Source organism: Pusillimonas sp. SM2304 (assembly GCF_031628915.1).
Lineage (GTDB): Bacteria > Pseudomonadota > Gammaproteobacteria > Burkholderiales > Burkholderiaceae_B > Pusillimonas_C.
Map to the genome: position 1 here is coordinate 667,405 of NZ_JAVLUJ010000003.1, position 26,433 is coordinate 693,837.

The following is a 26,433-nucleotide window of genomic DNA, read 5'->3' on the forward strand; positions in this document are numbered from 1 at the left end:
CTCTTATACGTCCAGCAACGATTTGTGCTTAATGTGGCGCGCGAACACCTGCATGAACTGCGGGTCCAGCCGCGCGCCCCAGACCGCCAGAGAGTGGCCGACGATCCACAGCACGACGCCCGGTATCCACAATTGCAGACCCAGCCCCACGGCAGCCGCCAGCGTGCCGTTGGCAATGGCCACGGTGCGCGGTGCGCCGCCCAGCAGGATGGGTTCGGTCAGCGAGCGATGCAGCGGAATTTCAAAGCCGGACGCGAAGCTCGATGCGCCTTTGGTGTCGACACTCATACGACGGCCCCGCCCGAGAACGAAAAGAACGACAGGAAGAACGAAGATGCGGCGAACGCGATGGACAGACCAAAGACAATTTGAATCAGTTTGCGAAAGCCTCCGCTGGTGTCACCAAAGGCGAGCGCCAGCCCCGTGGCGATAATGATGATGACCGCCACAATGCGCGCCACCGGCCCTTGAATGGACTCCAGAATGGATTGCAGCGGCCCTTCCCAGGGCATGGAGGAACCAGCGGCGTGTGCTGCGCCGGCCAGGAGCATCAACATCATGGCCAGCAGCAACCCTTGCGCGGCAGGCCGGACAAGCAGACGCAGGCGGTTCATAGTAGAAAGCGGAATCACGGAAATACGAAATACATCAGCAGGCGTCATGGCAGTTCTCCAACGGAATCAGGGGATGGGAAGATCGCCGCAGCGGGTGCGGCATCGGAAATAGGTGACGGTGCAGAAAGCGGCGTCTCCAGCGCATCCCCCAGGCGATAGCCCGCCGCATCGAAACCCATGACACGGGCAATGCTTTCGACGCGGCGCTTACGGCCCCGTCCGGCGATGTGGATCACGACGTTGACCGCCTCGGCGATGAGCGCACGCGGCGGGTTCACCGCGACTTCCAGAATCAGTTGCTCCAGGCGCAGCAGCGCACCCAAGGCGGAGCCAGCATGGATGGTGGCGATACCGCCGGGATGGCCGGTGCCCCAGACCTTGATGAGATCCAGGGCTTCGCCGCCGCGCACTTCGCCAACCACCACGCGGTCGGGGCGCAGACGCATGGTGGCGCGCACCAGCTCCTGCATCGACACGACCCCGGCGCGGGTGCGCAGTGGCACGTGGTCACGGGCCGCGCATTGCAGTTCAATGGTGTCTTCCAGCACCAGTACGCGGTCGCCCGTGGCGGCGATCTCGGCCAACAAGGCGTTGGCAAGCGTGGTCTTGCCGGTGCTGGTGCCGCCGGCGATCAGGATGTTCTGCCGCTCACGTACCGCAAGCCGCAGAAACCCGGCCTGATCAGCGGTGACGATGCCGTCGGCCACATAGCGATCCAGGCTGAGGATGCTCACCGCCCGCTTGCGTAGCGCAAAAGCCGGGCCGGGTGCGGCGGGCGGCAAGATGCCCTCGAAGCGCTCGCCTGTTTCGGGCAGTTCAGCGCTCAAGAGCGGCTGGCCGCGATGCACTTCCGCGCCAACGTGCGTCGCGACCAGCCGGATGATGCGCTCGCCATCGGCTTCGGACAGCTCGACGCCCAACGGCGTGCGGCCCGTAGAGAGCCGATCCATCCACAGGCTGCGGTCGGGGTTGAGCATGATTTCCACCACGTCCGGGTCTTCCAGCGCGGCGGCGATCAGCGGCCCCATTGCTGTGCGCAGCATCTGGATGCGGCGGTCCAGCGATGTGGACGCGGACGAACGAGGTTCATGCAAGGACTGCGGCGCGATAGTCATGAGACACGCTCCTGCGCTTCGAAATGCGCTGGCGCGTCGTCCATACGTATCGGCTCGGGGTGCAACTCATCCACCACGTCGCGCACCAGGCTGCGACCGCGCAGCAGGTGGCGGCCAAGCTGTTCGACGAATTGCTCAAAGCGCGCCTTGCCCTGCGCACGGGCCGCATCCTGATGGGCTTCGGGCACCGGCGTGCTGACCGTCAGGTAGTAGCGCACGAACAGCGCCAGCGTTTCGATCTGGATATTCTGGTCACGCTCCAAGCGCTCGAACTGGCGTGACAGGCGATCCAGGCGCTTGGCCATCGCCGCTTCGCGCTGGTCGCCGGCATCGGGCGAGAGCCACGAAGCCAAGGCGGCGGCGACGATGGACGATTTGGACACCCCTTTCTTGGCGGCCAGCTCGTCCAGGCGCTTGGCGTGTTCAGGGTGGATGAAGAGATTCAGGCGATATCGGCTCATAACTGGATTCCGTCATCAGGGTCGAGGACAGCCAGCCGCGCCACGCGCTGCATGGCCGGATCAAGCTGGCTGGGAAGAACAGGCGCCAGATCGTCGTCATCGAGCAGCGCCAGGTCGCTGGCGGGGTACTCTGGCTGCGGGCTGTAGGTGGCGGCTTCGTCTAGCTCGGGCCGATGGCGCGGGCCGCCGTCATCGGCCACGCCCGCCATGCCATCGCCACCCGCCGAGGCGGGCGCAACGGGAACAGCCGGAATCGACAGACCGCTCCAATCATCGGGACGGGCCGGCGGTGCATCCGCATAGCGCCCGGCGGCAAGTACCGGCGGCGCCAGCACGCGATGCTTGAAATTGGCATCCAGGTAGTAGCGCAGCTTCTTAGCCTTGATCGGCGCCACGCTGGAAACCATCACCACCGCCTCATCGGGAGGAAGCTGCATGACTTCGCCGGGGGTCAATAGCGGCCGCGCTGTTTCCTGGCGCGACACCATCAGGTGCCCCAACCAGGGTGCGAGCCGGTGGCCCGCATAGTTACGCTGGGCGCGCAGTTCGGTGGCCGTACCCAAAGCTTCGGAAATCCGCTTGGCGGTACGCTCGTCGTTCGTGGCGAAGGTCACGCGCACATGGCAGTTATCCAGAATGGAATGGTTCTGGCCGTAAGCCTTGTCGATCTGGTTGAGCGACTGCGAGATCAGGAAGCTGCGGATGCCGTAACCGGCCATGAAGGCCAGCGCCGTCTCGAAGAAGTCCAGGCGGCCCAGGGCCGGGAACTCATCGAGCATCAGCAGCAGCTTGTGGCGGCGAGCGATGCCGTCGGAACCGTCCAGCGATTCCGTCAGCCGCCGCCCGATCTGATTGAGAATCAGGCGAATCAGCGGCTTGGTGCGGCTGATGTCGGACGGCGGCACCACCAGATAGAGCGACACGGGATGGTCGGCAGCGATCAGGTCGGCAATGCGCCAGTCGCAGCGTGAAGTGACTTCGGCCACCGTGGGGTCGCGGTACAGGCCGAGGAACGACATCGCGGTGGACAGCACGCCCGAGCGTTCGTTATCCGACTTGTTGAGCACTTCACGCGCGGCGGAGGCCACCACCGGATGCGGTCTGCCTTCATCCCCATCCGTGCCCAGGTGCGGGGTCGTCATCATCCGATGCAAGGTCAGCTCGAACGGGCAGGCCGGGTCGGACAGAAAGTTCGCCACGCCGCGTAGCGTCTTGTCTTCGCCCGCATAGAGCACATGCAGGATGGCGCCCACCAGCAGCGCATGACTGGTTTTCTCCCAATGGTTGCGGCGCTCCAGCGCACCTTCGGGATCGACCAAGATGTCCGCGATATTCTGCACATCGCGCACTTCATGCGCGCCGCGCCGTACTTCCAGCAGCGGGTTGTACCCTGCGGATTGGCTATCTGTGGGGTTGAACAACAGGCAGTGCGAGAAGCGCGCGCGCCACCCGACCGTGATCTGCCAGTTCTCGCCCTTGATGTCGTGAATGACGGCCGACGCCGGCCAGGCGAGTAAGGTGGGCACCACCAGGCCCACGCCTTTGCCCGAGCGCGTGGGCGCGAAGGCCAGCACATGCTCCGGTCCTTCGTGGCGCAGGTACTGCCCCTCGTGCTGACCGAGGAAAACGCCAACGGGTTGGGTCAGTCCGGCTTCACGGATGTCGCTCGTCTCGGCCCAGCGAGCTGAACCGTAGGTGGTGACCATCCGTGCCTGGCGCGAGCGCCAGATCGACATGCCGATGGCAACCACCACGGCAATCAGGCCGCTGCCGCCCGCGATCAGACCACCGATATTGAAAACCTCGGAGGCATAGGCGTCGAAGAAGAACCACCACTCGAACAGTTTCCAAGGGAGATAGATCGGCGTGCCGTAGACATCGAACCAGGGCGAACCCAGGCGTAGCTGATAGCCCAGGGCGGCGGCTGTCCATTGTGTGGCACCCCACACGCCGGCGATCACGATGCCGAATACGACGGCGATCTGCCCGAACAGCACGTTCGTCCCTTGCATAGCCTGGCCTCCGATGTCTCCTGCGCTGATTCCTCAAAAAGGCGGCACGTGGGTGTGCCTGCCATATGAGGATCGGTGCCGGGCCAGTGCAGGTCAAAGACTCTTATCGGGACAATGCTGACGAAAAAAGCATCAATTCATATAGGAGCGAATACAAGAAAAAAGCCGCAGGCGTGGGCGCGCTGCGGCGTGTTGGCAAAGAAAAACGGGATTTGTCAGAAAATGCCGACAAATCAGAACTTGGGTGGCGTATCCGATGGGGTGTAAGGTACAGTGCCGTCACCGTAGAAGCGCTGGCGCGTTGCTTGAGCCACCCGGTCACACAGTAGATCTCCCATATTGGTACGATCTGTTTTGCACTGCTCGCGTAGCTCTTTTAACGTCGTCGGGTCGGCAGCCAACTCCTCTACAGTCGCGACATCCGGTTTCTGTTCGGGTATTTCTGATTGGCCGCAACCGCTTAGTGTGGCTACCAGAAGAATAAGGGTGACTCGTTTCATGGCTCTATCTGCTCCTTAGAGTCGACTTCAGATTACATCGGCTTGAACTGACGGAGTATGTCAATAGCCTGCACGCGCTTGATAAAGCGGGACAACTCATCAGAAACATCATCATCCCGACGCAGCAGGTACGTCATCAACATCGGCGGGCGGCCCGCTAGCGGCCGTGCCACTATACCTGGCTCCCGGCTTGCAGCAATATGTGGGGCGCTAGCTAGGCTAAGTGCAAAACCCGCCGACACCAATGCCATCATCAGGTCGTAAGATGCAACTCGCTCTGCGATTAGAGGCTCTACTTCGGCCTGCCGCAACACCCGGTCTATTTGACGGGAGAACCCTTCACATGCCAAAGGATCACACAGCACAAGTGGATACCGCAGGACTTCACTCAAAGGAATTCGCTTATAACTCAGCAACGGATGTCTCGCCGGCACGGCTACCATCAGCGGGTCGCTCCATACCGGTTCGGCAACTATGCCATCTCCAACCTCATTGGATTGTGCAAGCCCCACATCGTACAAGTCTTCTTGCAGCCCTTTGAGCTGCTGCGACACAGGCACCTCGAATAGGCGGATTTCAACTTGAGGCTCCTCCTGGCGGCAGAGCGCTAACAAGGCCGGTAAGCGTAATGGAGTAATGCCATCGGATAACGCGAAGCGCAATTGACCGTAGAAGCCATTGGCCGCCGCTTTGACACTGTCTCTGGCTTGCTCTAAGGAGACGAAGACTCGTTGTGCATGCTCCAAGAACAGCAGCCCCGCCCGGGTCAGTCGAGTGCTTCGTGTAGTTCGAGCGAATAACACAACACCCAACTCATCTTCTAGTTCTTTGATAGCGCGCGACAGGGGTGACTGCTCGATGTGGAGCCGCTCCGCGGCGCGTGCAAAATGGAGCTCTTCAGCAACCGCTAGAAAGCAACGCAGATGACGCAGTTCCACCGCACTCTCCATTAATTAGCTTGACCTGATCCCACGAGCACTTAGCAAATGCCGTAGCTCGTTAGAGGTGTTTTCCCCACCATCGATGACCGGTTTCTCAAATGCCTCCGTTACTTCCGCTGCTGGACTGCAGCGCATTCGAGTGCCACATGCTCGACAAGCGACGGCTATAACGACATCGGACAGCAATCACCAGAAATACCGCTACCAACATCAGCACGGGGCTATCGCCGAAGCGGGTATACGGGGTTAGGCCCGTCATACCTTGCACCGTGACCGGCAGCACGCCAGAGCGGTGTGGGGGCAATGCGGCCAGAACACGGCCATGCGGATCAATAGATGCCGTAATGCCGGTGTTGGTGGAAGTCACCATAGGTCGAGCAGTCTCAATGCTGCGCAACCGGCCGATTTGTAGATGCTGGCGAAGTGCCCACGTATCACCGAACCAGCCGAGATTGCTTATGTTGACGATAACGCTCGCACCTTCGTCGCTGCCGGAGCTCGCGAGTAACGCCGGTAGAATTTCCGGCCCGAAAACGTCCTCATAGCAAATGTTGAAGGCCAGTTGCTGATCGCCTACCGTGAACGGAGTCTGTCGGATAGGACCGCGGTCGAACTCGCCCATGGGTATGTCGAGCATCTGCACGAACCACTCAAAGCCCGGTGGTACATATTCGCCCCATGGTACCAAGTGGCGCTTATCATATCGCTGCGGCATCGTGCCTTCTATCAACTGCTGCACCGGCGTACTAGCGTCAAAACCAATTGCACTATTGGTATACCGAAACTCTCCGTTCGTTTGTGCGATTCGAAGAGGCGCCCCCATAGCAATCGTACTGTGCTGGCGCTCGGCAACGTCGCGCCACGCTTTCCAGACATGGGCTTCGAGCTGGTCCTGGAATACTGGTAGTACGGTCTCAGGCAGCACGATTAGATCGGGAACTGGTTCGTCAGGAAGAGGCGGTTTCGTCGCAAGCTGCAAGTGCCTGGCAATGCCCAGTTCAAGCAATGCCGGATCAAACTTCTGAGACTGCTTAATATTTCCTTGAACTAGCCGAATATTCAATGGCTTACCTTCGGCCGAAGCCCATTCGACATGAGTCAAAAGCTCGCCCACGCCGACGACGACTACCAGCGCAGACAGCGTGAAAATGGCAGGCCGGCGCAAAGAAGTAGGAGACGAACAAAGAGCGGCCAGTGCAGCCGCTACGAACGCAGCTGACAGCGCGGTACCATGCACGCCCAGGACTGTCGCCCATCCTGCCAGCGGGCTATCAACATGAGCGTAGCCGATATTCAGCCATGGGAACCCGGAAAAGGCCACAGCGCGCAGCCACTCCATACTTGCCCATGCTCCCGACCAAGCCAAAGCACCCATTAGGGGCGCTGTGCGTAAAGACGGTGGCCGCAGCCAAGAAAAAATTGCACATGCTATACCGGTAAATAAAGCCAGAAAGGCCGATAACGCAATTACACCAGCAGCAGCCAGCGTAGCGGAAAGACCTCCATAGTGATTCATGCTAATAAAGAGCCAGTACAAACCGACTCCGAAGCTCACCGCGCCGAACCACCAACCTCGTATGGCAGCTTGTTTAAGCGACTTGGCATCGCCAACGACACGCACAAGCACCGCCAAAGATGCGATCTGTACAATCGCCAACGACCAGGAAGGCAGCGGGCCTATCGCGAATGTCATTGCGTGTACGCCACCAGACAGGGTCAACACCGTAGCGGAACGCAAATACCCGACCGGGAAAGAGGCTGACTTTATGCTTGGGAACACGCTATGCCAGATGGACAAGCTATTACGACCGAATGTATGCCCAACCGCTTTGTTGTAGGCGAACAAGCTCAAGGACTGCGGCTCTATCCAGTAAGCGAAGCGGCTGTCGATTCTCCCTATTGATTCGAGCAAGAGTATTCGGACACACCCATGTGAACTCATCCGCATCTGGATGCGCCTCATCCAAGGCTCCGGCAACCGCCTCAGCATTAATGACGATACACACATCTGCTCCAGGGTCCTCCCGTCTCAAGTTCATCGCGTTGTTACGCGCCCGCTGAAGCGCCTCGGGCGTCGGTGCGTGAAACACAACTTTCAGTTCATTATCTTGTTGCATACTGGTCATCGTAATTAGGAAGGTAAATCAAGCAAGTGGAGGCTCGAAGGCCACGCTATATATGGAATGCAAAAGCTAAAGCATCGTGTTACTCGTAATGAGAATCCAAGTTTGCTATCCAAGCTGATAGCCATAGCCACCCATGCGAGCACGTTTCTTCTATTTCTTTTGCGTGGCACTTATTGCAATCCCCGAAAAGAGAAGATCAAGCTCCTTTGACTTTTCACGAAGCTTCTCTGCGCTGTTTACGTTGTCAGCAGAATCAATATATGGAGCGTATATATGACTAGGCTGAATCCATGAAAGCGTAGCTTGGCCATGTTCGCTTTCGGTCACATAGAACCGAATTGGCGCTTCGATCATCGCCGACACGCTCAAGTTCAGAATATCAACGGCAAATTCGTTATTGAACACACCAATCACTCGGTTTCCTGGAATGTCGATACCTCGCTTTGCTGCAGCCTCTGTGGGGCCGACGTCAAATACCACTTGCAGGTCACTCTCGGAAACAGCCTCTTTTAGATGGCTTAGTAACTCCGAATAGCTTTGGCTGGTATCTATCACTTTCCATCCCTCAGTGGGAGTAGCTGCCGGGGCCTGCACCGCAACCATTAAGCTCGACAACCCAAGAACAAAGATAAGAATTGAACGGACATGGAAAGTCATAGTCGGCTCCTATAAATTGAGATGACTTCAAGCACTGATTTGCTGGGACGCCGACTTCAATGCACTCTGCAACATCTCCTCGATGGAGGGATGGTAGTACGGCATGGTCAATAGATCATTGATGGTTTGCTTCGCCTGAATCGCCCATGCGAGCAGGTGCGCTATATGCTCACCTCGAGTCAGCAGCATGCTGGCGCCAAGCAAAATGCCCGTATCCGGCTCGGCATAAACTCGCAGCAGGTTATCTTGTGCACCCAGTATCTTGGAGCGACCATTGCCACTGCCTTCGGCCAACCCTATGATCGCGCCCTGCTGCATCGCGGCATCGTAGGACACCCCTACAGTGCAAACATCCGGGTCCGTAAACAAGATCGACATCGGCACTCGGCGTGAAGTACTTGGCCGCTGCTCATCGCGCAAGTAGGACAATGCGGCCTGCGCCGCCATTAGTCCTTCATCCGCTGCCTCGTGCATCAAAGCTCGGTCGGGTTGCACGTCGCCGGCAAAGAAAATCGGCACATCTGAGGCCTGCATGGTAACGGGGTCAATAGATGGCCTACCTTGATCATCCAGCGAAATTCCCGCAACCGACAGATTCAGTGCAGCAGTATTGGGAGCCCGTCCTGTGACGACCAGAAGGCGGTCCACAACGGCACTATGCTCACTCGTACGCATGAGTACCCCTTCGCCCGCCAGGTGGATTTCCACCGAGTCTCCCAGCCACATCGGCAGCTCGCTTATGAATGCTGAAATGGCCCGCTCCTGAACCATGGGATCTTGAATACCACCGATAGTATGGCGCTGATCGGCTCCTATTACTTCTACGTCTAGACGAGCGAGCGCCAAACCCAGCTCAAGGCCAACCGCTCCCATGCCAAGAATTCCCAATCGTTTCGGCAGAGACTCCTGGTCGAAAAGGGTATCGGTTGTCAGGATTCTAGTCGCAACACTTTCAAGTGCTTTGGGCACAACAGGGCTAGAACCGGTAGCGACAATAAAGGCATCGGCTTCGAGACACTCCGATCCTATCTGCAAGACGCCAGGTTCAATGAAGCTTGCTTCGGCCAGAATCAGACTATCTTTTGCCGCATTGCGCGTACGCTCCGCTGCCCCGTTGGCCAACATGTCCCGTGTCTCGCGAGCATGCTTCCACAAAGCTTGTCGTCCTCGCGGGAAGAGCACAGCGCCATCTGGCAATTGCTTTACGGTCTTCCAGCGCATACCCGCATGCAACGCAGCTTTCGACGGCATACATCCGACGCGGGCACACGTCGTGCCCAGTGGCCCTCGATCAATGAGAGCCACTTGCTTGCCTGCAGCTTTTATCGCATGGAATGCTGTGATTCCCGCAGTGCCTGCGCCAATAATGGCGACATCGATTTTCCGGTTGGGCATTGAACTCCCTTTATCCATAATTAAAGAAATGGGCGTTGAAGCATGTTCGCAACAGCGCGCCTGTCTAAGAACCGTTAGCCGATATTGCGCGTGAGCATCATGGCCGCCACCACAACGCAGGCGATGGCAAAAATTCGCTGTAATACCATTGAGGAAATCTTCGGCACCAGCAAGCGAGCGCCCGCCATGCCTGCGAGTGCGGCGGCCGAGAATGCCCAAGTTGCAGCAGTAAGTGAAAGACCTTGTTCTGACGCAATGAAGACGGTGACTACAGATAGCAGTGCAATCACCAACAGAGATGTTGCGACGATGCTGTGCATGCGAAGTTCGCTGAAGTACCCCAGCGCGGGGACGATGATGAATCCACCGCCGATGCCCAACATGCCGGTAAAAAGGCCCGAGACCACTCCGATACCGCCCAGCGTTGTGACGGTGCGTGGGTTCCAGATGAAGCGTCCGGTCTCCTTGGATACTTTGCAAATCCCAGATTGCATCAGGGGCAACTCGCCATCGTTTTGAACACCGCGTGAAGACATGAACATGCGGTAGGCGACCACAAGCATGACAGCGACAAAGATCAAGTTCAGCCACCGGGAAGGAAGCCAGTGAGCCAGCCTGATGCCGAGTGGCGCAGTAATGGTACCCGCTGTCGCCAAGACAATCGCGGCTTTGTACCGAACAAGGCCTTGGCGCAGCCCTTGCAATGCACCAAGCATCGCTGCGGAACCAACGGCCATGAGTGCCATAGGAGCAGCCGCACGCATATCCATACCCAGGCCAAACACCAGTGCCGGTACGGCAAAGATACCGCCTCCAGCCCCAGTGAGTCCTAAGACAGCGCCGATTACAAGCCCAAGCAGCCCGCCACTAAGCATCATGCCCCCTGCCTTGACACATAATTCCGTACGTCTGTACTCAGATGATCCATCAGCGCGGACCCAACACTTCGGTCAACGCGCCCTGTTGCGGCATGCCGTTGTACTTCTGGATCAACCCTTTATCGTCCTGAACGATGATGCCAGGGGTTCCTCGAAATCCCATCGAAAGCATGAGCATCTGATTATCTTCGAGCGTCCGCTGTACATCGTCCGGTACGCTCTTGGCGGGCGTAATACCGCCCTGGTCGAACTTGACTTCATTCTCTCGCAACGCGGCTGAAGGATCGGCTGCGCCAAGAATCGCCGCCGCTTTGGCCGGGCTGTCCTCTTTGATGACGCCGACTAACAGGTGGCGCAACTGGACCTTTCCGGCATCAACCCACGGACGCGCGGCCTCCCAGAACAAATGGCAATAGGGACAATTTGCATCGGTGAAGGCATAGACGATACGCGGCGCGTCTGCCTTGCCATCCAGCACCCACGTGGCCGACTCCAGCTGCGCCCACGCCTGGTCGCTGATTGGCTTGGCAACCAGGCTCTGCAGTGTCGCTTGGTCAATCGGTTCGCCCTTGGCATTCAGGCGCGTGCCCGCAACGGCATTACCATCGGCCAGGACGTAGACCGCGACGGGGCTGTCGCCGAGAACACCGGCGAAGGCGCGCACGCCTTTACCGGCCTCGAACTCCTGCTTGAAGATGACACCTTGGTCTTCCAACGCGTCGATAACTGGCGGTTTATCCGTGACTTGGGCCAGGCCTCCGCTGGGCATCAGAATGAGAGGCGCCGCAGTCATGAAAGCGAAAAGCACCCGCGGTGCAAACATAGTCGTTCCTTATCCGTACTGGGTTAAATGAATGGTCAAAAATGGCGTGATATCTTGTCTTTGAGATCACTCATCGTGATCTCGCCTAAATGCAAGTCCACCATGCGTCCTTGTGCATCGAAAAGGAAGGTAGTGGGCAAGCCACCCGTCCGCATTTCCTGCATCGCCTTGGACGATGGATCGAGCAGAACATCCTTCAAATTCAGACCTTCGCTACGAAGAAACGCTTTAGCCTGTTGCGCGCTTTCCCCCTGATTGATCAAGACGAAGGCTACATCGGGAAATGCCGCCTGGGCCTGCTCGAGCACCGGCATCTCGCGCCGGCATGGTGGGCACCAGGTCGCCCAAAGATTGAGCACGACCGGCACTCCCACATACGAACTCAAGTGGGCGGGACGCTCCTCCAGCGTCATTAACTGCAAGTCCGGCAAAGACAGCGCGGCCTGCTGCGCCAGCTTGTCAGCTTCCAATCCCAGTGCTGTTGAGGAGTTTTCTGCGTTGTCTGCCTGATTGCAGCCCGCCATCAGCATGAGGGTGACGACAACAAGAATGAGCAGGCGTAAAGCCGGTGTAAGCTTGGTTATCATTTTTCGGCTCCCGAGCCGGAGGATAGGTCAAAACGACGCAGCATCTTGTCCTTGAGGCTGGGCATGGTGATCTCGCCCAAATGCATGTCCACCTGACGGCCTTGCGCATCGAAAAACAAGGTGGTGGGCAAGCCACGCGAGTTCATTGTGCGCATGGCCTCGGAAGCGGGGTCAAGTAAAACATCCGTCAAGCTCAAACCCTCACTTTCAAGAAAAGCCTGCGCCTGCTGCGCGCTTTCCCCTTGGTTGACCAACACGAAGGCCACATCCGGAAAATCGGTCTGAGCCTGTTCAAACACCGGCATCTCGCGTCGGCATGGCGGACACCAGCTCGCCCAAAGATTGAGCACGATGGGGCGCCCCGCATACTCGCTCAGCGAAACGGGATGTTCGTCCAGCGTCGCCAGTTGCAGGTCCGGCAAAGGCGGCGCGGCGCGCAGCAATAAAGCGAGCACCCCGCCCGCGAGGGCCCATGCGGCGACGCCGACCATGACGCCCGCCATCACGGGGACGCGCAAGATCTGAGCGGACCGGGTTCGCCGCCAGATGTAAGCAACGACCACCAGCACGCCAACCCACCAGACAAATCCACCATCGCCGATGGCGATCATGGATCTGGGTGTGGCCGAGTACTCCTCCCACCACTGCGCAATGTATGCCAAGCGTGCCGTCAAGAGCCCCCAAAACACGGCGTCAAGAATCATTGATCCGGCGGCTTTGTAAGACACATCAGGCGTCCTCCGACCGACAATTCGTGCTGTCAGCCAAGCCAGCAGTACGGCGGCAATAACCGTGACGACCTGTATAGGAAATGGACCAATGCCGCTCATGACACCCCCGCCGCGTCCAGGCGGTCCTGAAACTCGCGCGCACCGATCTCACCCACCACACGCAGATCCCGCCGTTCCGTACCATCCGGCCCCACCAGTATGAGCGTGGGCGGCCCCATGACGCCCCAGTGTTTGAGCAGTTCCTTATCTGTAGCGTCATTACGCGTCACGTCTGGCCGCACGACCTGCATACGCGCCAGCTGCGCCGCAACCGCGGGATCGCCGAATACATTGCGCTCGATTACATGGCAGCTGACGCACCAGTCGGCGTAGAAATCAATCAAGGTCCACTGGCCGCGCGCGGCGCCTTCCGCCAGGCGAGCATCCACGTCGGCCACCGATTTCGCCTGGATATAACTGACCTCGGCGGTTGGCGTGGCCGCAGCGGGCGCGCCGCGCAGATGCGCCAGGGGCTGCAAGGCGGCGTCACCCCCTGAAGCGGCGCCCACGAGCATCAGGACAGACCACAGACCGACGAACGCCGCCGCCGAACGCAAGCTCCACGCCAACCGCTGCCTATTCGTAACGGCTTGCGCCCAAGCGACGAGCCCCACCGCCACCAGCAGCATCCAGGCCCCCCAGAGCAACAGACTCGTCGTTCCGGTCAGAAAACGCGTCAGCATCATCACTGCCATGCCAACCATGACATAGCCGAAGGCGACGCGCACCCGATCCATCCACGCACCGGGCTTGGGCAGCACACGGGCGCCGAACACAGCAATGGCCAACAATGGCAGGCCCATACCCAAACCCAGCGCAAACAAAGCCAGCCCCCCTTGGATCGCACTGCCCGTCTGCCCGATGTACAACAGCGCACCCGCCAAGGGAGCCGTCATGCACGGACCAACCAAAAGCGCCGACAGAAAACCCAACACCGCCGCACCGGTGATACTCCCCCCCGAACGAGCAGGCCCCGCTGCCTGGAGGCGATTCGTCACAGCGGATGGCAAGCGCAACTCGAACAGACCGAATAGCGAACTGGCCAGAATGAGAAAGAGCGCCGCGAAGGCGCTGAGCAACCAAGGCGACTGCAGCGTGGCTTGTAAATTGGCACCCGCCAGTCCAGCCGCCACCCCCACTGCAGCGTAGGTACCCGCCATCGCCAGGACGTATGACGACGACAAAACGAAAGCCCGACGCGGCTTGGCCTGGCTACCAACGACCATGGTGGAAACGATGGGAATCATCGGCAAAGTGCAGGGCGTAAAAGCCAACAATAGGCCGAATCCGAAAAACAGCAGCGTGCCGGCAATAGGCCCCAGCGCAGCAAGTCGCTGAGCAGCCGCCTGATCCTCGCCAACACTGGCGCCCGAAGGCATGCCGGCCGAATCAGGCCCGCGCTCCGAGACTGATTCAGGTTCCGATGCCTGAGGCGGTTGCTCGACAGCCTGACCGTCAGCTACCGCTGTCGCTGCTGGCGCGCTGATATGCATCGTCTGCGGTGGATAGCAGATACCGTCTTCTGCACAGCCTTGCCAATGCAGTGTCAGTGGGCCGGTTACAGCCGCCGGGAAGCGCAGACGGGCCGTATCGCCGGTGTAGATGACGGTATCGCCAAAAAACTCGTCATGCCGGGGCGTTCCAGAGGGAAGAGCCAGATCAACAGCATTCTCGTTGTCGTCGACCAGCTTCAACGAGTGGCGGTAGACATAATAGCCGTCGGCAATCTGCCCTTCGACTATATACTCTCCGCCTTGCTGCCTCACCTCCTCTACCTTGAATACGTCTGAGGCTTCAAGAAATTCGGGCTCCGTGGCCGACGAAAACAGACCATTGCCTGCCCAGGCACTTCCAACGGCAAAACAAAACAGTACGAGAGCCGCACGGGCAATCCGATAGACAGACAAGCTGAACTCCTGCAGGTAAACTTAGGTGAATCATGCACCTGCAGGATTAAGGGAAGCTTAAGGCTTCGCAGAAAACTCAAGAAAGCGTAGTATCGCCCGCTACTGGAAGCGTAAGTCGTGCTTCCAGCCCGCCGCCATCCCGTTCCAGAAGCTCAAATGCGCCCGCATGTCGACGTGCAATCGCGTTCACAATAGATAGGCCTAGTCCGTAGCCGGGTATTTTTGGGTCTCCACGCCAAAACCGATTAACTGCTTGAGCCCGCTCTTGCGCATTCAGGCCAGCGCCTTCGTCCAGCACACTAATGTGCATGGTGCCATTGCTTTGCGGCTCCAAGCGAATCGTAATGGGAGTGTCGGTGGGCGCGTAGCGTATTGCATTATCAATTAGGTTTTGAATTGCCCCAACTAGAAGTGGTCGGGCGGCGCGTACCGGTCGCGAGTTGTCAGCCCCTTGCACCGATATCCTACCTATAGAATCACCGTACATTGGCTTCAATGCCTCAATTGCAATGGATGCAGCCTCAATCGGATCGCTAACCTCCTTCGCGACAGAATGGCCTTCTAACCGCGCCAGATCAAGCAAACGCTGAAGGATATTCTGCAGCTGCTGTACCCCTTGGTCTGCGCTGGTGAGGGCTGCTTCCATGGTGGCTTTTTCATCCCGCCGTTGCAATGCAAGCTTCGCCACTTGAATGTGTGTTTTCACACCGGTAAGTGGAGTACGCAATTCGTGCGCCGCGCTATCGGTGAATCGGCGCTCTCGCACGATTGCGTCCTGCAGTCTTTCCAAAAGTTGCTCGATCGTATGCAGGAGCGGCTGTAACTCTACAGGGGCCTTCACCTCAGGCAATGGACTATCGTCGCCGGGCCGGCGCCGTGCCAGAAGGCTACGAATACGCTCCACGGGCGCCAGTCCACGGGTAATGCCCAACCACAGCACGATCAGGGTGCCAAACAAAGCGACAACGAACGGCACCCCTGCCGAAAGGATCAACTCTTTGACTAATGCCTCTCTGACGTCGATGCTGTCGGCGGTAGCGATCTGAACGTCGCCCTGCCGCAGTACATAGGTACGCCATCGCTTATTACCGTATATATAGGTACTGAAGCCTGGATCGGCATGCATCAGTTCAGGGCTGCCTGCAGTACGCGCCACGGTTTCGATCACGACTTCACCGCGCACGAGGCTTACTTCGCATGCCACCCCATCTCGAGCGACGACGTCCAATGGCTTATCACCCATTGCAGCAATGTCTTGAGGTTCGGGAAATTGGGAAACCAGCCCGGCAACCATTCGTGCGGACGCCGCCAGACGGTTGTCCAATGCCTGGCCTAACGACTGACGGGCGTCAATGAACATCCAGGTCGCCACCAAAGTCCAAAGCGCAGTCAGCGAAATACCGATATACAGCAAAAGGCGCAAGCGCAGACTCATGTTCCCACTACCTTCTCGGCTGAACCAAGCCTATAACCGAGTCCACGCACTGTTTCGACAATATTATTTCCGAGCTTGCGGCGCAAATGATAAATATGTACGTTGATCGCATTGCTTTCCACGTTCTGCTCATAACCATAGACGCTATCGCAAAGCTGCTCTGTACTAAGGATGGCCTGGGGATTCTGCAGCAAGGCGCGCAATAATGACAACTCGCGACGTGCCAGCGCTACCGGCTCATCGGCTAGCCATACTCGGCCTGTCGACGAACAGAACTTCAGTTCCCCGTGATTCATGCAGTCGGTGTTGCGGCCCGCGACCCGGCGCGTCAGTACGTGCAACCGTGCCTGCAATTCATCCAAATCGAAAGGTTTGACCAGGTAATCATCAGCCCCTCCAAGTAGTCCCTCCACACGATGGCTGAGCGCGTCACGTGCCGTCAATACGAGAACGGGAAGATCACGACCTTCTTCGCGCCAACGGCGCAGCAATGCCATTCCATCTTCGTCTGGCAGCCCAAGATCAAGGATGCATACATCAAAGTATGACGTCGCCAATGCAGCATCCGCCAAGTTAGCCGTGCTCACGTGGTCGATCGTCAAGCCATGCAATCTCAGTCCCGCCACAATACCGCTCGCGACGAGGAGATCATCTTCTACGAGCAAAATATGCATTTCATCATCCTTGAGTACAGGCCCCCTGAACTCTTAGTCAAACAAAAATCTTAACAGCCTTTCGATCTTTGCTCACCTGTGCTTCACCTCTTAATACTGCCTTAATCCTGGCAACTTACTGTGTCGCCAATTTGGCTGCATTTAATCTGGATCGCCACCTACCTCCTGAAGCCGTACCTGATTACGACGTTACCCGATGCAGCCGCCATGAAAGCGGACACGTATGCGATGACACCTATACTGGGAACTTTGTTAGCGACAAGCTTTGTCGCCTCACTGGTGGCGCTGGGCATTCTCGTCTGGGCTGTTGCCAACAAGCTGATCTTCGTCGGCAAGGCGGAGGCCTCCACCATTTTCATGGAGGGAGAGCTCGGCCATCCTGATGACAGCGCCTCTTTCGGTAAAAAGAACGAGGCCGAATCACATCGCTTTGACGTATTGCGGGCTGGTATCGATCACGCTGGGAAAGGCCCTGTTCTGGTTCTGATCACGGCTGGCATTCTCTGGCTACTGATAGGATCAACGTTCGGCGTCATTGCGTCCTTGAAGCTGCACTGGCCAGATTGGCTCGCGGATGTTGCGCAGATCACTTTTGGCCGTGCACGCACACTACATCTGAATATCGTTGCCTATGGCTGGCTTTCGGTCACAGGCATCGGCGTGGCTTTATGGCTGTTGCCACGAATCTTCCACACGCCCCTTCGACGGCCCAATATGGCCTATCTTGGGGCCTTTCTTTGGACACTGGGTGTTCTGGGTGGGACCATCGCCGTCGCTAACGGCTGGTCCGATGGCATTGAGTGGCTGGAATTCCCATGGCAAATCGACTTGGTGCTTGCATTGGGCGGTTTCTTCCTTGCCTGGCCTGCGATTGAGACTGCTGCACGGCGGAAATCACGTCACATCTATGTGTCTGGCTGGTATTTCTTAGCCGGCATGGTGTGGTTTCCCTTCTTGTTCCTGGTGGCGAACATACCCGGCCTGCACGTGGGCGCCCAGCAGGCGACAGTAAATTGGTGGTTCGCCCATAACGTGCTGGGATTGTGGCTGACGCCCATGGGCGTTGGCATGGCCTACTACATTATTCCCAAGATCATCGGCAAACCGGTGTATTCATACAACGTCTCGCTCCTCGGCTTTTGGAGCCTGGCGTTGTTCTACAGCCAGGTCGGCATCCACCACCTGATGGGCGGACCGATCCCGACGTGGGCGGTGACGCTGTCCGTCGTCCATAGCATCATGATGTTTGTGCCGGTGATCGCCGTTGCGATCAACCAGCACGTCACTGTCGCCACCAACATGTGGGCGTTCAAGCAGTCAATGTCGCTCCGGTTCGTATGGATCGGCGCGCTGATGTACACCCTCTCTTCCTTTCAGGGCTCAATCGAGGCAATACGTTCGGTCAACTCGATCACTCACTTCACCCATTACACCGTCGGGCACGCGCACCTGGGCGCCTATGGCTTCGTATCGCTTGTGCTGTTTGGCACTCTCTATTACATGATGCCGCACATCGTTGGCCGGCGCTGGCCCTACCCGAAGCTGGTGCAAACGCATTTCTGGCTGGTGGTGGTCGGATTCACGATCTACTTCGTCTCCCTGACCATCGCTGGCGTCCTGCAAGGCATGGGGTTGATGGATCCGGGATCGAGCTTTGCCGAAATCACCCGATCGATGATTCCTTATCTTGAAGGCCGATCCATCGGCGGCACGTTGATGACCTTGGGCCACTTCGTCTTTGCCGCACATTTCGCCTTGCTGCTGCTGAAAAAAGAATCGAGCATCAAGCCCGTCGATACGTTTGCTCCTGTGAAAGCATCATGAACAAACTTTTGCCTCTTCTCATTGGTGCAATTGGCGTCTTGCTGCTCGCCACACTGATGCTGGTGATTCTGCCCGCCTGGCAGCTTCGCACGTCGCAACCGCCGGCGCAGCTCCAGCCCTACACCGAGCAGCAGTTGTTCGGACGCCAGCAGTACGTCGCCAACGGTTGTATCTACTGCCACAGCCAGCAGCCCCGTTCCACAGGCCAAACACTATTCGACGGCGCCCGCGGCTGGGGCCGCGCCTCGACACCAGGAGACTATTTCTATGACACGCCCCACCTGCTGGGCACCATGCGTACCGGCCCCGACCTGCTCAACGTCGGTGCCCGCCTGAAAAGCCGCGATTGGCATCTGACGCACCTGTACCAGCCGCGCGCCATCTTCGACTGGAGCATCATGCCTTCATATCCCTATATGTTCGACGTGAAGGATGAAGCTGCGCAGGACGACGTCGTGGTGCGCCTGCCTGCCCAGTTCCAGCCTCCGGGCGGCCGGGTGGTCGTGGCTCGCAAAGAAGCGCTGGATCTCGTCGAATACCTGCTCAGCCTGGATCGCACCTATCCGGCCAGCCACGAGGAATTGCAGAAAAGGGACCGCGGATATGACCACCGTCCGGAAACAGCGGCAGACGGGCATGCGGGTTAGGAACGCCATGAAAACCAATCACCACTCGACAACGCCCCGTGTCGACGACATCGATCCCACATTCGAACCTTGGGAGCCACCCCGCCCGATTCCCATCTTCCTGCTGGCGGTGCTCATCGCCCTAGCGCTGGCCGGCGTCGGCATCTATCTGAGCGACCTGGCTCCATGGACGGACTCCGGCTCGCCCGATACGGTCGCCGGTGGCCCGGTCGCGCCGGTGACGCCCGCCGTGCCTGCCCCCATCGCGACGCAGGATGCACCCGAGCTGGTCCATGCCGGCCGAGGTAGCGTGTGGAGCTGTGCATCCTGCCATGGTGATCAGGGCGAGGGTGCCGGCAACACCCCCCGTCTTGCCGGCCTTTCAAAGGAATACCTGGCCAAGCAGTTGCGCGACTTCGCTTCCGACGAGCGCATCAATGAGTCCATGCACTACGTGGCGCGCGAACTATCGGCTCAAGATATTGCGGAAGTGACTGCCTACTATGCGAGCCTGCCCGTCCCCCAGTTGATGCTGCCGCACTCTGATGCCGACATGGAGAGAGGCCGCCTGCTGTTCGAAAAAGGCGACTGGAAACTGGACGTGCCTGCATGCGTCAGTTGCCACGGAGACCAGGGACAAGGCGTGGGTGTCTCCTTCCCGCCCCTGGCTGCGCAACAGCCCGAATACTTGTTCAGCCAATTGGCCGCCTGGAAAGGTGGCCACCGGCACAACTCACCGCAATCCTTAATGGACGACATCGCGAGCCGACTGTCCTACCAGGATCTGTATGCGGTATCCAATTACGCGGCGTCCTTGCCGGGAGACCGCGACGACACTGTCAAGTAAGCATAGAGAGCCAAGATGACACAAAACCATTCCTCTAACCGGCCGGAGCCGGGCATACGCAAGCGGATGTCAGGCGCCCGGCGGTTAGCCTGGAGCGCGGGACTGGGCATCCTGTTGTTCGGCGCCGGCTACCTGATTCATGACAGCGGCCTGATGTCGTTCTCTTTCACTTCCGAGAAAGGCGGCATTACCCAGATCGGCAGCCAGGTCTACACACGTGAAGCCATGGAGTCCGACCGCAAGACACACCAAGCAGACAGGGCTGCGCCCACAGCCGGCATGCCAGTCGGTGCCGACGGCTATTACTCCCCTCCATCGGAGGACAGTATTCCTGACGGTCCCTACGGCGATGCCGTCAAGCGAGGCCGCGCCATCTTCATGGAACCGTCAACCATGGTGTCTGAGCACGTCGGTAATACGCTCGCTTGCGTCAATTGTCACCTTGATGCCGGACGCCGAGAAAACTCAGCTCCTATGTGGGGCGCCTATGTGCGTTATCCAGCGTACCGAAGCAAGACAAAGTCAATCAGCACTCTTGAGGACCGCATTAAGGGCTGCTTCACGTACTCAATGAATGCACAGGGCTCGCCGTCGGGCCAGCCTCCACCAGCCGGGAGCGATATCTACCGCGACCTGACGACCTACTTCTATTGGATGGCCGATGGTGCGTCCACTGGAGAGAAATTACCCGGTTCAGGCTATCCCAAGCTCAAAAAGCCCGAAGAAGACTACGACGTAATGCGCGGACAGACGGTCTACGCGCAGAACTGCGCCCTGTGCCATGGCGCGGATGGCCAGGGCCAGCGCGATCCCGACAGCGGCGTGGTGTTTCCCCCGCTCTGGGGCCCGAACTCCTACAACTGGGGCGCGGGCATGGCGCGCATCGATACGGCCGCCGGCTTCATCAAGGCCAACATGCCGCTGGGCAAGCCATTCTCGCTGACCGACCAGGAAGCTTGGGACGTTGCTGCTTTCGTCGACAGCCATGAACGCCCCAAGGATCCCCGTCAGACCGGCACCCTCGAAGAGGCGCGCGTCGAATTCCACGATGGCGAGGAAAGCTTCTACGGCAAGGAAGTCAACGGGAAGGTCGTCGGCGGGGGTACGGAACAAGAGGACTGATCACGTCATGCAGTCGACGACAACGGCCGCCGCGGCCAACACATTGGACCTAGAGTCGCTGCGCCCCGCCGGACGCATGATTTTTTCCGTGCGCGGCATGTTCTGCGCCAGTTGCGCCATGGCGGTGCAGCGCGTCATCGATAAAGCGCCGGGAGTGCTGGAGAGCAACGTAAATTTCACCTCCGGCTCCGCCTTAGTTCGGTGGGAACCGGCGCGCTTCGATTTTCAAAAGCTTTTTGATCGGGTGCAGGGCCTAGGCTACGAAATGTCGCCGCTGCTGGACGACAACGAGGTGAACCTATCCCTGGAAAAACAAACATCGCGGATACGGCTGCAGTTGATCGTTGCCGCCTTCTTCGGCATGTGGAGCATGCTGGGATCCTGGATGCTTTACTTTGGCATCGAGGCCGTGGCCGGTATCGATGCCTTGCTGGTAGGCTGGACCGCAACCATTTTCAGCGTGCCGGTGGTTCTATACAGCGGCCTCGATTTTTATCGGGCGGGCTGGAAAACCGTGCGAGCCGGAGTTCCCGGCATGGATGCCCTCATATCGCTCGGCGTCTGGGGCTCCTTATTGCTGTCGCTATGGAACCTTACTCGAAATTCGCCCGCCGTATACGTCGATGCCGCCACGATGCTCATCACATTCCTGTTGGTGGGGCGGCTGATCGAGATCCAAGCACGCAAGCACAACATGGTAGCGATCGACGCCCTGCGCCAGCTCATGCCGGAAACGGCACGCATCGTCCAGCCTGACGGAAATAAAAAAATCGTTGCGCTGGAGTCGGCCCAGGCGGGCTCTTTAGTTTACGTGCTCGCTGGCGAACGCGTACCTGTCGACGGGTTCATAGAAAAGGGCGCGTCGCAGGTAGACACGTCTTTGCTGACGGGAGAATCTCTGCCGCTGGAGCGCAGCACCGGCGACTACCTGCATGCCGGCATGGTGAATCTGCAGGCCCCATTAGTGCTGCGGGTGGAAAAGGCTCAAGGCGAAAGATATGCCGATAAACTGGGCCTGCGCATGCTTGAGCTGTTCGGCGCGAAGTCCTCGACGTCAAAACTCGCCGAACGATTTTCCCGATGGCTACTTCCAGTGGCGGGCGCGATATCGCTGCTTGCGCTGATGCGCCACCTCTGGATGGGTATGGCCGTCGATCACGCATTACTAGCCTCGCTCTCGGTACTCGTCGCGGCTTGCCCCTGCGCCGTCGGGCTTGCCCTGCCGCTGGCATTCTCGGCAGGCAGTGCTCGCGCTTCGCGCGCCGGCATCCTGTTCAGGGATCCCGCCAGTGTCGAAGCCCTGGCGCGAGGCCGCACATTTGCGTTTGACAAGACGGGAACGCTCACGACGGGGCAATTGACAGTGGCGCGCATGACAAGCGAGCACCTGGCGCCCGACGACCTCCTACGAGTCGTCGCGAACGCGGAAACAGGCGTTGCCCATCCTGTGGCCAACGCCATCGTCCAGCATGCTCGTTCTCGTGGAATCGAAGATCTGCCCCTGACGCCCCTTGTGGAGCGGCATCCGGCCGGCGTACGTTATATCGCGCCCGATGGAGCGACATGGCTGATCGGAGCCGTCAAGTGGCTGGAGCGGCAGGGCGTGCGCTGCACCGAGAAGGAGGAAGCAGCCGCTGATCCAGCAACAGGCCCAGCACCAAGCGCCACAGTGCATATTTCCCGTAACGGGCGATGGGAAGGCAAAATCGAACTGCAAGACAATATCCGGGCCGATTCGCTGAAGTCCTTGAACTTCCTGCGTAAAGAAGGCTGTCGAACTCTGCTGGTAACGGGCGATCACGCCATGGCGGCAAACTGGGTGGGTGAAAAACTCGGCTTTGCGCCGAAGCACGTTCACGCAGCCAGCAAGCCGGACGACAAAGTCGCAATCCTTCAGAAACATGGGCATGACACTGTTTTTGTCGGCGACGGCATCAACGACACGCTGGTCCTTGCTGCGGCCGGCTGCGGTGTAGCCGTCACTGGTGCAAATGCCATCGCCGTCACGGCCTCAGGCGTGGTGATCACGCGAGGCGGCATGAGCCAAGTGGTCCTGGCACGTCAAATGGCCCGCCACATCATGCGGCGAATCCGTCAAAACCTCTTTTTCTCGATCATCTACAACGTTGCAATCGTTGCGTTGTTCTTGCATATCGGCGTTACCCCCGGCGCGGCCGCCGTCGCCATGCTTCTAAGCAGCATGACGGTCCTCGGTAATTCTGCTCGTCCATTTCAGTCCAACGGTCTGGCTTAGCCGCTCATTGAGCAGCACCGCCAAACCTTCATCCTTCTTGCCTGGAAATTTATTCATGATCAAAGAACTCACCTCCGAAAATTTTGATACCGCCATTAGCCTATCCGGCGTACACGTTGTGCGCTTCTGGGCTGAATGGTGTGGACCATGCCGGGCCATGTCGCCCACATTCAAGCAAGCCGCCAGTGACATGGCCGACGATGCCCAATTCGGCGAGATCAACGTTGATCATGCACCGGAATTGGCGCATCGCTTCGAGGTTCAGAGCATACCCGCAGTGCTGATATTCAAGAACGGCTCACTCGTGGACCGAACGGTAGGGGCGATTGGAAAGGCGCAATTGAACAATTTCGTCAAGCAACACTTGGAGTGATCGAATGAGCACGCACCGTTCTCTCATTATCCTTGGTTCAGGCCCTGCGGGATGGACCGCCGCAGTCTATGCTGCACGAGCAAATCTTAGGCCCATGGTCATTACTGGCTTACAGCAAGGTGGTCAGTTGATGACTACTACAGAGGTCGATAATTGGCCAGGCGACGCACACGGCTTGGTGGGGCCGGAGTTGATGAGCCGCATGCAGGCACATGCCGAGCGCTTCGATACGGAAGTGGTGTTCGATCACATCCACACCAGCGACTTGTCGCGACGTCCCTTTAAACTTGTCGGCGACAGTGGCGAGTACACTTGTGACGCTCTCATCATCGCGACCGGCGCAACAGCTAAGTACCCGGGGCTTGAGTCAGAAAAAAAATTTATGGGCCGCGGCGTGTCGGCCTGTGCCACCTGCGACGGCTTCTTCTACAGAAAGCAGGACGTGGTAGTGGTCGGCGGCGGCAACACAGCAGTCGAGGAAGCACTATATCTGTCCAACATTGCCCGCAAGGTCTATCTGATTCATCGCCGCGATACGTTACGCGCCGAAAAGATCATTCAGCATAAGCTGTTCGAGAAAGCTGATATGGGAAAGATTGAACCCGTCTGGCACCACACCATTGATGAAGTGCTCGGCAACGATACGGGCGTTACCGGCGTGCGAATCAAGTCGGTATCCGACGACAGCACTCGCGACATCGATGCACAGGGTTTCTTTGTAGCTATCGGCCATCATCCTAATACCGCGCTATTCGAGGGGCAGTTGGCCATGAACAACGGCTACCTAGAAATCAATTCGGGACTTGGCGGAAATGTGACACAGACGTCAGTGGAAGGCGTGTTCGCCGCTGGCGATGTGACCGATCAACATTATCGTCAAGCCATCACGTCCGCCGGATTCGGCTGCATGGCGGCGCTGGACGCAGAGCGGTTTTTGGATCAGCCGCCTTTCGTGTGACTCTGCGAATAGAAGCAAACCTGACAGCCTCTGCCAGTTCAAACCGGCCCAAAGGCTGAAACCGGAATTACATACGGCCACTGCGCCCTTAACGCTGACTTAATCGAGTTGACGTATCGTGTGCAATGACCTGCCCAATCGAATGCGTCATTGCCCATACGAATGCGCCCGGCAACGTGTGTGAATCAACACGAGCTGGGCTTTCTCGACTGGCAGTAATTCCGTAAATAGAGGTGAAGTTGCTCAAAGCTCTCAACCTAGAATGTGTACGTGGTGATCGCGGCTTGTTCAATGGCCTGAACTTTCATCTCAAGGCCGGCGAATGCCTGGTGATTCATGGCGACAACGGTAGTGGAAAAACGAGTTTGCTCCGCGTGCTTGTGGGGCTGGCAGCCCCCGCCGCCGGTGCACTGTACTGGCATGGGCGCAAGATCAAGCCATTGGATGAAGAATACCGATCTCAACTCATTTACGCGGGCCACCTCTCAGGATTGAAGGAAGAACTTAATGCAGAGGAAAACCTGAAGTTTGCCTTGACCCTGGCGAATGAAACGTCCAGCGAAAGTGCGATACACACAGCATTGCATCAGGTGGGATTGCAAGGCAAGGAAAATCTCCCAACGCGGCTCTTGTCCCAAGGACAGAAGCGTCGAGTGAACCTAGCCAAATTAATACTGCAAAAACGCCCTTTGTGGGTATTGGACGAACCTTTGACCGCCTTGGACAGCAAAGCCGCCCAATGGGTGACGGAAACGATAGACCGGCACCTGTGCCGTGGCGGAATAGCCGCTGTCACGACGCATCATGAGATGAAACTGAAGCATGCGACGTATCACATGCGGATAAGCACATGAGTGCGCCCCTGGGGCTGGCTTCTTTCCATGGAGTGATCAAACATGATTTAAAAGTCGCCATGCGTTGCAAGTCCGAAGTCCTGACTTCGCTTTCGTTCTTTGTCATCGTGGTCAGCTTGATTCCATTGGGCGTTGGCGCTGAACGAGACATGCTCAGACAGATTGCGCCCGGCATTCTCTGGATTGCCGCATTGCTGGCCACCTTGATATCGTTGAATCGCCTGTTTGAACGGGATTATCTGGACGGGACCCTGGAGCAACTGCTCCTGTCCCCCGCTCCGTTGGGCGTACTGATATTGGGCAAAGTCGTCGCGTACTGGCTGTTGACCGGCCTGCCGCTGACACTGCTGGCGCCATTTTTGGCACTGCAATTCGACTTGCCGCCTTCATCTCTATACGCGCTGACAGCCTCGTTATTGCTCGGCACCCCGGTGCTGAGCCTGCTTGGAGCGATTGGAGCCAGCCTGACATTGGGCTTGCGCAGCAACAGCGTGCTGCTGACACTGCTGATTTTGCCGCTTTACGTACCGGTGTTGATTTTTGGCACGGCCGCTGTTGACGTCGCCACCGGCGGGGCACGCACAGGCGCGAATATTTCGCTGCTGGGAGCGATGTTGGTGCTGGCCGCGTTTTTTGCTCCTTGGGCGACGGCTGCCGCGCTGAAGATTGCGCTGGAGTAA

General features: G+C 58.3%; 26 protein-coding genes. 9 read left to right on the forward strand and 17 right to left on the reverse strand.

Features of this window, described 5'->3' with window-relative positions:
- Positions 1-3: 3 nt before the first annotated feature.
- The 17 genes from RE432_RS17985 to RE432_RS18065 form a co-directional block, all read right to left on the reverse strand.
- Entirely contained in the window at positions 4-288 is a 285-nt protein-coding gene (locus tag RE432_RS17985; protein WP_118994239.1) for a VirB3 family type IV secretion system protein, read from the reverse strand.
- Positions 285-662 (reverse strand): TrbC/VirB2 family protein, encoded by a 378-nt coding sequence (locus RE432_RS17990; protein WP_118994238.1) that lies wholly within the window; start codon positions 660-662, stop codon positions 285-287. Before RE432_RS17990 ends, RE432_RS17985 begins: the two co-directional genes overlap by 4 nt.
- Positions 659-1,729, reverse strand: coding sequence for a P-type conjugative transfer ATPase TrbB (gene trbB / locus RE432_RS17995; RefSeq protein ID WP_118994237.1), 1,071 nt, complete (start codon positions 1,727-1,729; stop codon positions 659-661). Before trbB ends, RE432_RS17990 begins: the two co-directional genes overlap by 4 nt.
- Entirely contained in the window at positions 1,726-2,190 is a 465-nt protein-coding gene (locus RE432_RS18000) for a ribbon-helix-helix protein, CopG family (protein WP_118994236.1), read from the reverse strand. Before RE432_RS18000 ends, trbB begins: the two co-directional genes overlap by 4 nt.
- Positions 2,187-4,202, reverse strand: coding sequence for a conjugal transfer protein TraG (locus RE432_RS18005; RefSeq protein ID WP_310934922.1), 2,016 nt, complete (start codon positions 4,200-4,202; stop codon positions 2,187-2,189). Before RE432_RS18005 ends, RE432_RS18000 begins: the two co-directional genes overlap by 4 nt.
- A gap of 233 nt (positions 4,203-4,435) precedes the next feature.
- The gene (locus RE432_RS18010; protein ID WP_118994234.1) at positions 4,436-4,702 is read right to left on the reverse strand and encodes an EexN family lipoprotein; all 267 of its coding nucleotides are present in this window, start codon (positions 4,700-4,702) and stop codon (positions 4,436-4,438) included.
- 32 nt (positions 4,703-4,734) lie between these two features.
- The gene (locus RE432_RS18015; RefSeq protein ID WP_118994233.1) at positions 4,735-5,640 is read right to left on the reverse strand and encodes a LysR family transcriptional regulator; all 906 of its coding nucleotides are present in this window, start codon (positions 5,638-5,640) and stop codon (positions 4,735-4,737) included.
- A 97-nt stretch (positions 5,641-5,737) separates the two neighbouring features.
- Positions 5,738-7,336, reverse strand: coding sequence for an apolipoprotein N-acyltransferase (gene lnt, locus RE432_RS18020; protein WP_310934923.1), 1,599 nt, complete (start codon positions 7,334-7,336; stop codon positions 5,738-5,740).
- Positions 7,337-7,919: 583 nt separating this feature from the next.
- Entirely contained in the window at positions 7,920-8,426 is a 507-nt protein-coding gene (locus RE432_RS18025) for a DUF302 domain-containing protein (RefSeq protein ID WP_254499630.1), read from the reverse strand.
- A gap of 27 nt (positions 8,427-8,453) precedes the next feature.
- Entirely contained in the window at positions 8,454-9,821 is a 1,368-nt protein-coding gene (locus RE432_RS18030; protein WP_310934924.1) for a dihydrolipoyl dehydrogenase, read from the reverse strand.
- Positions 9,822-9,895: 74 nt separating this feature from the next.
- The gene (locus RE432_RS18035; RefSeq protein WP_118994230.1) at positions 9,896-10,699 is read right to left on the reverse strand and encodes a sulfite exporter TauE/SafE family protein; all 804 of its coding nucleotides are present in this window, start codon (positions 10,697-10,699) and stop codon (positions 9,896-9,898) included.
- A 49-nt stretch (positions 10,700-10,748) separates the two neighbouring features.
- Entirely contained in the window at positions 10,749-11,522 is a 774-nt protein-coding gene (dsbG, locus tag RE432_RS18040; RefSeq protein WP_118994229.1) for a thiol:disulfide interchange protein DsbG, read from the reverse strand.
- A 35-nt stretch (positions 11,523-11,557) separates the two neighbouring features.
- On the reverse strand, positions 11,558-12,109 hold the full coding sequence (locus RE432_RS18045) for a TlpA disulfide reductase family protein (protein ID WP_118994228.1): 552 nt from the start codon (positions 12,107-12,109) through the stop codon (positions 11,558-11,560).
- Positions 12,106-12,939: a TlpA disulfide reductase family protein gene (locus RE432_RS18050; protein ID WP_118994227.1), complete on the reverse strand. Its 834-nt coding sequence runs from the start codon at positions 12,937-12,939 to the stop codon at positions 12,106-12,108. Before RE432_RS18050 ends, RE432_RS18045 begins: the two co-directional genes overlap by 4 nt.
- Complete coding sequence (gene dsbD, locus RE432_RS18055; protein WP_310934925.1) at positions 12,936-14,786, reverse strand: protein-disulfide reductase DsbD; 1,851 nt, start codon at positions 14,784-14,786, stop codon at positions 12,936-12,938. Before dsbD ends, RE432_RS18050 begins: the two co-directional genes overlap by 4 nt.
- A gap of 76 nt (positions 14,787-14,862) precedes the next feature.
- Positions 14,863-16,221 (reverse strand): sensor histidine kinase, encoded by a 1,359-nt coding sequence (locus tag RE432_RS18060; RefSeq protein ID WP_118994225.1) that lies wholly within the window; start codon positions 16,219-16,221, stop codon positions 14,863-14,865.
- Positions 16,218-16,895, reverse strand: coding sequence for a response regulator (locus tag RE432_RS18065; RefSeq protein WP_310934926.1), 678 nt, complete (start codon positions 16,893-16,895; stop codon positions 16,218-16,220). Before RE432_RS18065 ends, RE432_RS18060 begins: the two co-directional genes overlap by 4 nt.
- 228 nt (positions 16,896-17,123) lie before the next feature.
- Between RE432_RS18065 and RE432_RS18070 the strand changes: the two genes are divergently transcribed.
- From RE432_RS18070 to ccmB, 9 genes are all read left to right on the forward strand, one after another.
- Positions 17,124-18,719 carry a cbb3-type cytochrome c oxidase subunit I gene (locus RE432_RS18070; protein WP_310935217.1) on the forward strand — a complete coding sequence of 532 codons (1,596 nt, stop codon included), beginning with the start codon at positions 17,124-17,126 and terminating at the stop codon, positions 18,717-18,719.
- The gene (locus RE432_RS18075; protein ID WP_118994223.1) at positions 18,716-19,366 is read left to right on the forward strand and encodes a cbb3-type cytochrome c oxidase subunit II; all 651 of its coding nucleotides are present in this window, start codon (positions 18,716-18,718) and stop codon (positions 19,364-19,366) included. Before RE432_RS18070 ends, RE432_RS18075 begins: the two co-directional genes overlap by 4 nt.
- Positions 19,356-20,192, forward strand: a complete 837-nt coding sequence (locus tag RE432_RS18080; RefSeq protein ID WP_310934927.1) for a c-type cytochrome — start codon at positions 19,356-19,358, stop codon at positions 20,190-20,192. Before RE432_RS18075 ends, RE432_RS18080 begins: the two co-directional genes overlap by 11 nt.
- A gap of 15 nt (positions 20,193-20,207) precedes the next feature.
- Entirely contained in the window at positions 20,208-21,314 is a 1,107-nt protein-coding gene (locus tag RE432_RS18085; protein ID WP_310934928.1) for a c-type cytochrome, read from the forward strand.
- 7 nt (positions 21,315-21,321) lie between these two features.
- Entirely contained in the window at positions 21,322-23,568 is a 2,247-nt protein-coding gene (locus RE432_RS18090) for a cation-translocating P-type ATPase (protein ID WP_310934929.1), read from the forward strand.
- A 55-nt stretch (positions 23,569-23,623) separates the two neighbouring features.
- Complete coding sequence (gene trxA / locus RE432_RS18095) at positions 23,624-23,941, forward strand: thioredoxin (protein WP_310934930.1); 318 nt, start codon at positions 23,624-23,626, stop codon at positions 23,939-23,941.
- Between the two features lie 4 nt (positions 23,942-23,945).
- Entirely contained in the window at positions 23,946-24,899 is a 954-nt protein-coding gene (gene trxB, locus RE432_RS18100) for a thioredoxin-disulfide reductase (protein ID WP_310934931.1), read from the forward strand.
- 239 nt (positions 24,900-25,138) lie between these two features.
- Complete coding sequence (ccmA, locus tag RE432_RS18105; protein ID WP_310934932.1) at positions 25,139-25,753, forward strand: cytochrome c biogenesis heme-transporting ATPase CcmA; 615 nt, start codon at positions 25,139-25,141, stop codon at positions 25,751-25,753.
- Positions 25,750-26,433, forward strand: a complete 684-nt coding sequence (gene ccmB, locus RE432_RS18110) for a heme exporter protein CcmB (RefSeq protein WP_310934933.1) — start codon at positions 25,750-25,752, stop codon at positions 26,431-26,433. Before ccmA ends, ccmB begins: the two co-directional genes overlap by 4 nt.

What these genes read in the sequence shown, in the direction of transcription:
- RE432_RS17985 (WP_118994239.1), bottom strand. Translation starts at nt 288, where the DNA reads ATGAGTGTCGACACCAAAGGCGCATCGAGCTTCGCGTCCGGCTTTGAA.
- RE432_RS17990 (WP_118994238.1), bottom strand. Translation starts at nt 662, where the DNA reads ATGACGCCTGCTGATGTATTTCGTATTTCCGTGATTCCGCTTTCTACT.
- trbB (WP_118994237.1), bottom strand. Translation starts at nt 1,729, where the DNA reads ATGACTATCGCGCCGCAGTCCTTGCATGAACCTCGTTCGTCCGCGTCC.
- RE432_RS18000 (WP_118994236.1), bottom strand. Translation starts at nt 2,190, where the DNA reads ATGAGCCGATATCGCCTGAATCTCTTCATCCACCCTGAACACGCCAAG.
- RE432_RS18005 (WP_310934922.1), bottom strand. Translation starts at nt 4,202, where the DNA reads ATGCAAGGGACGAACGTGCTGTTCGGGCAGATCGCCGTCGTATTCGGC.
- RE432_RS18010 (WP_118994234.1), bottom strand. Translation starts at nt 4,702, where the DNA reads ATGAAACGAGTCACCCTTATTCTTCTGGTAGCCACACTAAGCGGTTGC.
- lnt (WP_310934923.1), bottom strand. Translation starts at nt 7,336, where the DNA reads ATGACATTCGCGATAGGCCCGCTGCCTTCCTGGTCGTTGGCGATTGTA.
- RE432_RS18025 (WP_254499630.1), bottom strand. Translation starts at nt 8,426, where the DNA reads ATGACTTTCCATGTCCGTTCAATTCTTATCTTTGTTCTTGGGTTGTCG.
- RE432_RS18030 (WP_310934924.1), bottom strand. Translation starts at nt 9,821, where the DNA reads ATGCCCAACCGGAAAATCGATGTCGCCATTATTGGCGCAGGCACTGCG.
- RE432_RS18035 (WP_118994230.1), bottom strand. Translation starts at nt 10,699, where the DNA reads ATGATGCTTAGTGGCGGGCTGCTTGGGCTTGTAATCGGCGCTGTCTTA.
- dsbG (WP_118994229.1), bottom strand. Translation starts at nt 11,522, where the DNA reads ATGTTTGCACCGCGGGTGCTTTTCGCTTTCATGACTGCGGCGCCTCTC.
- RE432_RS18045 (WP_118994228.1), bottom strand. Translation starts at nt 12,109, where the DNA reads ATGATAACCAAGCTTACACCGGCTTTACGCCTGCTCATTCTTGTTGTC.
- RE432_RS18050 (WP_118994227.1), bottom strand. Translation starts at nt 12,939, where the DNA reads ATGAGCGGCATTGGTCCATTTCCTATACAGGTCGTCACGGTTATTGCC.
- RE432_RS18060 (WP_118994225.1), bottom strand. Translation starts at nt 16,221, where the DNA reads ATGAGTCTGCGCTTGCGCCTTTTGCTGTATATCGGTATTTCGCTGACT.
- RE432_RS18065 (WP_310934926.1), bottom strand. Translation starts at nt 16,895, where the DNA reads ATGCATATTTTGCTCGTAGAAGATGATCTCCTCGTCGCGAGCGGTATT.
- RE432_RS18070 (WP_310935217.1), top strand. Translation starts at nt 17,124, where the DNA reads ATGACACCTATACTGGGAACTTTGTTAGCGACAAGCTTTGTCGCCTCA.
- RE432_RS18075 (WP_118994223.1), top strand. Translation starts at nt 18,716, where the DNA reads ATGAACAAACTTTTGCCTCTTCTCATTGGTGCAATTGGCGTCTTGCTG.
- RE432_RS18080 (WP_310934927.1), top strand. Translation starts at nt 19,356, where the DNA reads ATGCGGGTTAGGAACGCCATGAAAACCAATCACCACTCGACAACGCCC.
- RE432_RS18085 (WP_310934928.1), top strand. Translation starts at nt 20,208, where the DNA reads ATGACACAAAACCATTCCTCTAACCGGCCGGAGCCGGGCATACGCAAG.
- RE432_RS18090 (WP_310934929.1), top strand. Translation starts at nt 21,322, where the DNA reads ATGCAGTCGACGACAACGGCCGCCGCGGCCAACACATTGGACCTAGAG.
- trxA (WP_310934930.1), top strand. Translation starts at nt 23,624, where the DNA reads ATGATCAAAGAACTCACCTCCGAAAATTTTGATACCGCCATTAGCCTA.
- trxB (WP_310934931.1), top strand. Translation starts at nt 23,946, where the DNA reads ATGAGCACGCACCGTTCTCTCATTATCCTTGGTTCAGGCCCTGCGGGA.
- ccmB (WP_310934933.1), top strand. Translation starts at nt 25,750, where the DNA reads ATGAGTGCGCCCCTGGGGCTGGCTTCTTTCCATGGAGTGATCAAACAT.